Below are 9,532 nucleotides of genomic sequence, written 5' to 3'. Positions count from 1 at the left end.
GGAGATTCGTCTTCACTGGAAAGATGTCATCATGCCCAAGCCCTACCCACCCGAGTTCCGGCGCGATGTCGTCGCGGTCGCCCGCAAGCACGAAGCTCCGCTGAACCAGATCGCGAAAGACTTCGGCATCTCCGAGTCCTGCCTAGCGAACTGGCTGAAGAAAGCCGACGTCGAGGACGGCGTTAAGCCGGGTGTGACCGAGAAGGAGTCCGCAGAACTGCGGGATGCGAAGAAACGTATCCGGCTGCTCGAGCAAGAAGCCGAGGTCATGCGCCGGCCGTCGCCTATCTTTCCCGTGACGTCAACCCACAATGATGTACCCGCTGGTCCGTGAACTGGCCGTCGACAGGATCCCTGTCACGGTGACCTGCCGGGTATTGCACTTCTCCAAGCAAGCGTTTTACCAATGGAAGCGCAACCCCGTCTCCCAGCGCGACTGGGATGACGCCCACCTCACCAACGCAGCGTGGGACGCCCACCACGACGACCCCGCGTTCGGTTACCGGTTCATCGCCGACGAACTCAACCAGGCCGGCCTGACTGTGGGCGAGAACCGGGTTTGGCGGCTGTGTTCCCAGCAGCGGCTCTGGAGTGTGTTCGCGAAGAAACGCGGCCTGACGCGGAAGGCCGGGCCGCCGGTCCACGATGACCTCGTCGAACGGAAGTTCACCGCGACGCGCCCGAACGAGCTCTGGCTGACGGACATCACCGAGCACCGCACTGACGAGGGCAAGATCTACCTCTGCGCTATCAAGGACGTCTACTCGAACAAGATCGTCGGCTACTCCATCGACTCACGAATGAAAGCGTCGCTGGCCGTCGCCGCCGTCCGCAACGCGATCGGGCAGCGGACCATCGAGGGGACGATCCTACACTCCGACCGCGGGTCGCAATTCCGGTCTAACGCCTTCGTCCGGGTGCTAAAGAACAACGGCATCACTGGATCGATGGGCCGGGTCGGCGCGTGTGGCGACAACGCCGCGATGGAGTCGTTCTTCGCGTTGCTGCAGAAGAACGTCCTCGACCGGCAACGCTGGGCCCCCCGGGACGAACTCCGCCTGTCGATGGTCGTGTGGATCGAGCGGACCTACCACCGAAAGCGTCGGCAACGCCGCCTTGACAAACTCACCCCGATCGAGTTTGAGACAATAAACCTGGCCCTCACGGCCACCTGAAACCACTAACCCTCTGAGTCAACTGAACTCGGGGCAGTCCCCCTAGTGCGTGTTGAGCGCAGCTGTCTCTTCCAGTCTGCTGGCGTTTGCCCCCGTGGTGCTGGCTCGCTCGCCACCGGCCTTCTTCGTGCTCGCGCGGATCCCCGCCGGTGTCACAAGACGATGCAGGAGAAGAAAAAGCCCGTCGGTTGCCAAAGCGAGCACGGCCACCCACAGTGCGCCGGCAATCACTCCACTCATGCCGTATGCAACCTGGTTGAGAATGACATCGCCCAGCCCGCCGCCGCCAGCGATCGTGGCCAGAGTAGCGCTGCTGACCACGAGTACTGCCGAGGTGCGCAAACCGGTGAAAATTGAGGGCAGTGCCAACGGCATTTCTACCCTGGTGAGAGTTTGCCAGCCACGGAGGCCCATACCGCGTGAAGCTTGAGTGAGGCTTCGGTCAACCCCATTGATACCGAGGAACGTCGTCGTTAATATCGGTGGAGCTGCCAGAAAAACAAGGGCAATAACCACGTTGTTGAAGCCGATGCCCACAACGCCGATCAGGATGGCGATCAGAGCGAGGCTTGGTAGTGCGCGCCCGATATTTGAAATGCTTACTGCTATGAACTCTCCCTTGTGGAGGTGGCCCAGCCACAGACCGAGCGGCATGCCGACGATGATTGCGATCAGTAAAGCAGTGCCACTGATAGCGAGATGTTCCACGGTTTTGTCGAGTAGGAGTGCGAAGTTGTCGATGGAGAATCCGATGAATCCCAAATAGTCAGTCATGCGGTCCTCCTTCGTGAAGCCCACGGGGCAAGCGTCTTACCGAGGAGCACCAGAAGGCCGTCCACGGTGAATGCGAGCAGTACGGCAAGTGCACCGGCCGCGACGAACTGGGTATTGAACGGTGACTGGACCGCTTTGAGAATTGGTGATCCAAGTCCGGCATCGACGACGAATGCGGCGATAGTGGCCGTGCTCACGGTCAGCACACTGGCTATCCGAAGCCCTCCGATGATGGAGGGAACAGCCATCGGGAGTTCAATTCTTCTCAAGATCTGTGACCGGGTGAGACCCATCCCAACTGCGGCGTTCTTCACCTCCGCTGAAACGCCATTAAGTCCGTTGAGTGTGTTGCTGAAGAGAATGAGCAGCGTGTAAGCGACGAGGGCGATTTCGGCGGTCAGGACGGTGAGTCCGGTGGCCGGTACCAGCAGCTGGAATAGCGCCAGCGGCGGAATCGTGTATAGCATGGCGCTCACCCCGTTCAAGGGGGCGGCAACGACGGAGAATCGGTGCGCGACTAGTGCGGCGATAAACGCGATCACAAAGCCGACGACTATGGCGACGAGAGTGAGGTTAACGTGTTCGATGAGCGCTGGCCAAAAGACCGTCGGCCATTGCTGTATGAACCAATCGACGCAAAATGCGCCGTTGTTCACGACACAGTCGCTGGCCTGGCCGTAGTCGGGGATGACCGGCTCAACCGCCGCTGTTGTGCTGTTCAAACGCCCGTCTCCAGGGGGCTGCCGCCTGACCTACTCTTCCCAGCCATTGCGTCGGTTGCCACACCGAGTTCAAGAAGTCGTTGGACCGAAAGCTCCACCGCCTCCCTGCTATGCTCCCGTGTCACGATGATCGAAGACGTCCGCGAAGCGAGAGCCAGCGAGAGGGCGGACTGCGCGGTCGCCGTTTCAGAGATGCGCGGGAGATTCGATGACGTGAGATCGGACACCCTCATCGGTGCAGGGAGATCGGTCGCCTGGCTCAAAACCCGCTTGAGTGTGAGCAGAGTAAGCAGTTTAAGGCCTCTGTCGGCACCGACGAAGCGTTCCACGAAGTCGTTCGCGGGATGCGCCAGGATCATTTCAGGAGTGTCGTACTGTGCCAGGACACCGCCCTCCTGAAGGATCGCTATCTTGTCTCCCATCTTGATGGCCTCATCAAGATCGTGAGTGATGAAAATGGTGGTTTTACCAATCTCATCTTTGAGCGACAGGAATTCGTCCTGGATGTTCGCGCGGGTGATCGGGTCGAGGGCTCCGAACGGCTCGTCCATCAGCATGACCGGTGGGTTGGCTGCCAGCGCGCGTGCGATTCCGACTCGTTGTTGTTGTCCGCCGGAGAGCTCGTGCGGGTATCGCTTTGCGAAACTCTCGACCGGAGTCAACCCGACCAATTCCAACAGCTCGTTGGTTCGCTTTCGGATTCGAGTCTTGTCCCAATTGATGATCTGTGGAATGAGTGCAACGTTCTCGGCGATGGTCAAATGCGGGAAGAGTCCGGTTTGCTGGATGACGTAGCCGATGCTTCGGCGAAGGGCGATGGGGTTAATGGTGTGGATGCTGTGCCCGCCGATGCGGATGTCGCCAGAGGTCAGCTCCACCAAGCGGTTGACGAGGAGGAGGGTGGTGGTCTTTCCGCCTCCGGAAGGCCCAACGATGCAGCAGAGCTCTCCCGCCTCGATCGTGAGTGATAAGTTGTCGACCGCCGGGCGCGGCTGTCCGGCGTAGATCTTGGTCGCGGCATCGAAAACAATCGACGAGGATTGCTCTAAATCGATAGCTGGCATCATTGGTCCCTTTTCATTTTGAGGCGGACGATCAGATGAGGTTGTTCACAACGAGGAACTTTTTCGCCACTTGAGCGGGGTCAAGACGGTTGATGGCGGATGCCTCGTTCATTGCCTGCATGACATCGAGCGTCAAGAGTGCGCTCAGTTCATTGAGCGCCTTCGGCACGTCATCTCCAACCCGGTCAAGCGTGTCCTGGCGAATCGCAGGCGACACGTTCTGGAACCCGAAGAGTTTCTTATCGTCTTCGAGAACGACCAGATCAGAGCGGAGCAGTTGTGGATCGGTAGTAAAAACATCTGCCGCCTGAATTTCACCACGCTCGATCGCGCCGTAGTTTAAACCGATACTCAGCGTTTTGAGCTTCATATTGGGAAGGTCATACGTCTTCACAATTCCCTCATATCCCTGGCCGCCAGTGACGTTGTCCGGGTAGGTGGAGTAGAAGAAGTCGCCGATGCTTTGCAGATCGGAGATGGTCTGAAGATCGTGCTCGGCAGCAAAGTCCCCGGTCACTGCGATCGCGTTCTTGTTTTCAAACGGTGTCGGTTCGAGCAGAGCAATCCCCTTGCCGGCCTCGTACTTCATAGCCTTCTGATAGGTTTCCGCAGCGCTTCCCATCGGCTCATCGATACCCGCGAGGACAACGACAATGACCCCGGTGTACTCCGGGTAGAGGTCAACCCGGCCAGACGTGAGCGCCGTGTTGATGATGTTTGTTGAACCGACGTTTGTCTTGAGGGCGACGGAGTATCCACGGGCTCTGAGCAGCTGGGCATAGAGTTCACCCATAATCCACGACTCCGTAAATCCCTTTGATCCCACCGTGATGGTGTTGCCTGTTGATCTTGCCGGCCCACTGCAGCCTGCGAGTGCGGCCGTGGTGGTTCCGGCGGCGATCAGTGACAGCGCTTGCCGTCGGGTCATCCTGAGCACAATAAATTCCTTGCGTTGTGAGCGGGGCGAAGTTTCGCGGCGATGATCAGTTGAAGTCGCGTGGGATCGTTGCCGACCAATCGCGCGAGAACACCTCTTTTTCGCCCTCGAATGCGGTGACCTGGTTTTCAATGAAGAAGTTTGTTTCGTCACCAGACATCCGACTGAACGTGACGATCTTGACATCCCAGCCTGACGCGACGGCGACGGCGTCGACGTCGACGTCGTGCATCGTGGTCAAGACATGCGGCGCCGTGTCACCAGGCAGGCCTGTGCGCTGATAGCGCTCGACTCTGCGGCACTCAGCCACCGCGGAGCCGGCCAGCCCCTCGGCGATCACATAACGATCTTGCGACCAGGTGTGATAATGCAGCCCGTCGGTTTCATCGACCTGGTCCGCCTCACTGGTGATCACAATGTCCTGGATGCCGGCAACCAAGTCGCGAGTGACCGCTCGGGTCATGGGCTCAGCGACAGACCGAATAGGGCTGCGCGGCGATGGCGTCGGGGGGCAGAATTCTGCTTGCTTGTACTCGTCGGTCGTGCTTTCGCGCAGGGGAAGGGTCAAAACAAGGTGCTCAGGCTGGAGAGTGAGCAAAGTCTCTGTGGGGGAGGGCCATGCGAATGGCCAGAAGCTTGCCGAAACCGAAACCCGGATGCTGTGCCCGGGCTCGAAACGGTGGGCGCTGGCCAGAAGAGGCACTGTCACAGTAACGGGGATCCCGTTTTCCAGCGCGATCGGATGCTCGTGGCTGGTGCGGTGAGCAAGGTTGAAGAGTCCGGTTGTAATAAGTCGTGATGAACCGTCAGGGAAGACATCGCACAGCCGAATCGCGACTAGGCCGTGTGGCTGATTAGACGCGAGCATGAGTAAAACGTCGACTTCACCGACGAATTCTATCGGCTCGCTGCCCACCGACCACGATGCCGTGAATGATTTCGCGTCGTCTTCACGTTGATCGTTTGCTTGTCCCGCAGCCTCGCCGAACTGCAGCCAGCTGCCCGCAGCACCTCCGATCAACGAAGTGCTTGAGAGTTCTGGGCTTCCGGCAAGCACCGCCTCGGTCGCTGCAAAAGATGTCCGTGAGACATCGGGGCTCGGCCATGACTGTTCAGCAATCCAGCGGCCTGGGCGTTCGATGAGGTCTTCACCAACGTGTATCCCTGTGGGCATATAGGCGCGGAGTGCTGGCTGGTTCTCCACGCCGTTATCGGAGCCCTTCATCCATTTGTCCCACCAGCGCACCGCCTCTGGCAGGAAGTCGATTGCGGGGCCGGGAACGCCCTGATGCGGGTAGTTGTGCGCCCACGGGCCAAGAAGAGATTGAACGGGGCTGTTCAAATTCTCCAAAAGTGTGAAAAGTGTCGTTCGGTACTCGTCGTAGAGGCCACCAACCGCGAGAACCGGAACCTCAATGCTGCTGAAATCCTCGCAAACAGATGCGTGCTTCCAGTAGTCGTCGCGCCTCTGATGCGCCAGCCAGATTTCTGAATAAATTGGCGAATTGTTCAGACGTTCGAACCAGTTCTCGCGCCAGCCGTCGCCCACTACTGCAGGGTCTTGTGGACGTGCGTTGTAGGCCAGCATCGTCGATGCCCACGAAAGCATCTCGGAACCCACGATAACCCCACCATTGAAGTGCACATCATCGCGGTATCGATCATCGGTTGAACAGATGGTAATGACTGCACGAAGTTCGGGTGGCCGGAGTGCGGCAAGTTGCAGTCCGTTGAACCCGCCCCATGATTTCCCGATGATGCCCACTGCTCCGTCGCACCATCCCTGACTGGCAATCCACGTGAGCACCTCGAGTCCGTCAGAGAGTTCTCGAGCCGCATACTCGTCGTCCATGACACCGGTGGAATCGCCGGAACCACGCGTGTCAACCCGAATCGACGCGTAGCCGGCCTGTGCAAAAACGGGATGAATCGTGTCATCTCGCGCAGCCGTCATATCGTTCTTACGATACGGGATGTACTCCAGGACAGCAGGCACGGGAGTGGGGCTCGATCGCATCGGCAGCCAGATTCGGGCCGAAAGAGAGTGGCCGTCTACAAGCGGAATCTGAATGTGCCGGAGAACGTGAATTGGGGACGTGGGGATCGATTCAAGCGAAGGCATGCTTACCACCCTTACATATTTGTCGCCGCAATCCTTTCTTCATGGGGTGGATTGTGAATTCGTCAAATATCCGACGCTAGAGTCTCGTCGGGCATTGAGCGAACTATTCCGTTCAGCTTGTTGCAACCTCGATCAAACCAGTGACCATCTCGGCGCTGCCATCGATTCGCGCCAACCACTGATCAGATTCGATGCTAGGCGGCGTCGCCGAGGTACTGCCACCGATTCTCCGGGTTCAACACACCCAAATCCACCAGCTCCCGCGCAACACGATGATCACCACGGTGATCACTAGAACGCGGATACCGCGGCCACACCCGCTCACCCGGCGTATTCACATCACGAAACAACGGCCGGCTCGACACGTCCACCCGTTTCGGCCGCCGTCGCGGAGCAGCATTCATCGTCGCCACCTCCGCTTGCCACCACTCCCACACCTCACGCTCGACCCGATACCGATTCGCCCGATCGAGTAACAGTCCAGCGACACCGATGACGCGAGCAGCCACGTCGCGCACATCCCGTTTCGCCCGCGCCCACCCCTCCACATGCCTCACAATCAATCGGTGACGACGCAGACGACTAAAAATCGTAGCAGTATGACGCGAACTAACCCCAAGTAAACGAGCGGCCGTATCAATGGTCAGGGCAGAGTGCTGAGCGAGGAGCGCATAGACCTTGCCTGCGAGATGTCCAAGCCCAGGACGAGTGAAGAGATCGTGACGGCCATCGGTCAACTGACGTTCCAACCTGGCCACCAAAGAGCTACGCAGGTTGAAAAGTTCGGAGGGGGGGCGGGGGTTATCTAATGGTTGTGACGCAACCGTACGAGACGCTGTGGAAACGCCGCCGGATAAGCGCCATTCGGCGGCGTTGCCGCTGTCGCTCGGTGACGCCCGGATAAGGAAACCGTCACTGGCGAGGGCGGTGAGGGCCCGTCGGGCGGTGTCGCGGCTTAGTCCCACCATCAGGGCCAGATCTCGAATCGATGCCGCGACCGTGCGTTTCCCGGTCTGCAAGCTCAGGTAGGCCACGGCGGACAGGATCGTGCGCCGCGACACCGCCGCTTCGGACTGGCCCCAGCGTCCAGGGGAGACCCGGAACCGAGTCAGAAGGTCCTCGACACTGTCGACGATGACGCCCAGCTCCGTCAGATCGGCCGGGGCACGCGAGGTGCGAAGTGGCGCCTGCAGGGCCGAGTACTGCTGGGCTTTAGCCCACTGCCGTTCCAGACGCGCCGTCGCCTCCACCAGGCTGCGCGGCTTGCGGGTGCCACGACTCATGTTCTTGGTCCGGTAATGCTCCATCCCCGGCGCCGTCCGTGCCTCCCGGGAAGCGTCGGCCAGGGTCCACCCGGCCGACGCGGCCGCGAGCAAGCACATAAACCCCGTCCAACTGGGGTTGCTGCCGCCGTTGACGGTGGCCATGTGGCCCTGGCCCCACGCGCTGAGAGGGCGGTGCGCGCTGTAGCGAGCATCAAGAGGGCCAGACGGCGTCGTATCCGCCGGCCTCACCGCCGGTCTCGCCCGATCAAGAACCCCAGTCAGGGCATCAAGATCACTACTGGTTACCGTCGGCGACAACAACCCTGCCACAGCACCACGGAGAATAATCGAGCTACTACCGTCGCGGTGCGGAGCCAACGGCGGGCGGGCACCACCCTCCCGCGGGTTACACAGCATCCCATGGTCCAAAGTCGCATAATTGGCATGCGCTGCAGCTGCAAGAGCAGCCACCGCAACAGCCGGCGCACCCCCCTGCACAGCAACCCAGATGTGACGTCCACCCGTACCGGAGGACTGACAGACGACGTGCGCGATCCTGAGGCGATCGAGAATCCCCGAGAGGGCATCACAATCGTCAACAGCGCGCTCCATCAAGTCCGGAGAGACCACGCCGGCTTCCTTGCCGTCGAAGTCAAAACACAAAAGACGAAACATGCCCGCCTCATCGGCCAAACGCACCAACCACGGCGTCGTGGGTTCCGTCGGGCCGACGCGGAAGATCAGGGGGTAGCTGTTCTCGTCCAGACGCCCATAAACATCACGCTTCATCACCCGCACCTGGCCGCGCGGACTCAACCGACGCGTCACTTCCCACGCCGTCAACCACGCTGAAGACACGCCCAACGAAGTTTCATCAACGAAAACACCGTCAAAACGGTATACATCGGTTACTATGGTGTCATCTCCTTCGATTCACCTCTTGGGGGCATAAAAGAACCTCCCGTGAGGGCTGGTGATTTTGATTAGCTCGAACCTCGGGCCTGGCAGCATGAGGGTTTGAGCTACGAAACTTATGTCGGCCCGTCGCGGAAGCGGCGGGCTCTTTCGTTTAAGCCACGTCTAAGATAGGCAGCTCCTCGTGCTTCTGTTGGACGGGCGATTCTGGCGCGAACTCGGACAAGCCGACCTCGCGGGCAAGAATCGAGGCGATGAAATCGTTGACGCTCATGCCGCGCGATTCAGCGCGCTGGCGCACTGCCTCGCTCACGGGTGGCGCGACGCGTGTTAGAAGCGGGAGCCGCTCACCTTTGCTGTAGCGGCCACCGCGGTATCGCTGTGTAGTCATACGATGAATCTATCGGTCTCAAGAAACAGAAACTTGCTGGCAAACCCGGCGTGTCGGATTTTACTCATCAGATCCTCGCTGGTTGCTGGTCTCTTGGAGTCGTTGGCGTAGTTGGGTCTTGTGGATGATCCAGCGATTTCCGACGTGATAGGCGGGAATTTCGCTTG

Annotated in this window: 7 protein-coding genes and 1 pseudogene; 1 reads left to right on the top strand and 7 read right to left on the bottom strand. The window is 59.6% G+C overall.

Annotated features, from left to right (window positions below; all coding sequences use genetic code 11):
- Positions 1-31 precede the first annotated feature (31 nt).
- A pseudogene (locus CXY71_RS01165) lies at positions 32-1,175 on the top strand (IS3 family transposase).
- A gap of 42 nt (positions 1,176-1,217) precedes the next feature.
- On the opposite strand, the gene CXY71_RS01160 reads toward CXY71_RS01165, so the two are convergent.
- The 7 genes from CXY71_RS01160 to CXY71_RS20485 all read right to left on the bottom strand — a co-directional run bounded on the left by CXY71_RS01160 (position 1,218) and on the right by CXY71_RS20485 (position 9,365).
- Positions 1,218-1,973, bottom strand: a complete 756-nt coding sequence (locus CXY71_RS01160; RefSeq protein WP_233204318.1) for an ABC transporter permease — start codon at positions 1,971-1,973, stop codon at positions 1,218-1,220.
- On the bottom strand, positions 1,946-2,671 hold the full coding sequence (locus tag CXY71_RS01155; protein WP_104133897.1) for an ABC transporter permease: 726 nt from the start codon (positions 2,669-2,671) through the stop codon (positions 1,946-1,948). Before CXY71_RS01155 ends, CXY71_RS01160 begins: the two co-directional genes overlap by 28 nt.
- Complete coding sequence (locus tag CXY71_RS01150) at positions 2,668-3,738, bottom strand: ABC transporter ATP-binding protein (protein ID WP_104133896.1); 1,071 nt, start codon at positions 3,736-3,738, stop codon at positions 2,668-2,670. The genes CXY71_RS01155 and CXY71_RS01150 overlap by 4 nt, the downstream gene beginning before the upstream one ends.
- Positions 3,739-3,766: 28 nt before the next feature.
- Positions 3,767-4,663, bottom strand: a complete 897-nt coding sequence (locus CXY71_RS01145) for a glycine betaine ABC transporter substrate-binding protein (protein ID WP_104133895.1) — start codon at positions 4,661-4,663, stop codon at positions 3,767-3,769.
- A gap of 55 nt (positions 4,664-4,718) precedes the next feature.
- On the bottom strand, positions 4,719-6,794 hold the full coding sequence (locus CXY71_RS01140; protein ID WP_104133894.1) for a CocE/NonD family hydrolase: 2,076 nt from the start codon (positions 6,792-6,794) through the stop codon (positions 4,719-4,721).
- A gap of 194 nt (positions 6,795-6,988) precedes the next feature.
- Positions 6,989-8,902 (bottom strand): hypothetical protein, encoded by a 1,914-nt coding sequence (locus CXY71_RS01135; protein WP_233204316.1) that lies wholly within the window; start codon positions 8,900-8,902, stop codon positions 6,989-6,991.
- A gap of 226 nt (positions 8,903-9,128) precedes the next feature.
- The gene (locus tag CXY71_RS20485) at positions 9,129-9,365 is read right to left on the bottom strand and encodes a hypothetical protein (RefSeq protein ID WP_146069340.1); all 237 of its coding nucleotides are present in this window, start codon (positions 9,363-9,365) and stop codon (positions 9,129-9,131) included.
- Positions 9,366-9,532: the final 167 nt, after the last annotated feature.

It is taken from the genome of Cryobacterium sp. Y62, from assembly GCF_002929785.1.
Classification (GTDB): domain Bacteria; phylum Actinomycetota; class Actinomycetes; order Actinomycetales; family Microbacteriaceae; genus Cryobacterium.
Note: the sequence above shows the minus strand (reverse complement) of the source record. Positions and strands in the feature narration are given on the sequence as shown.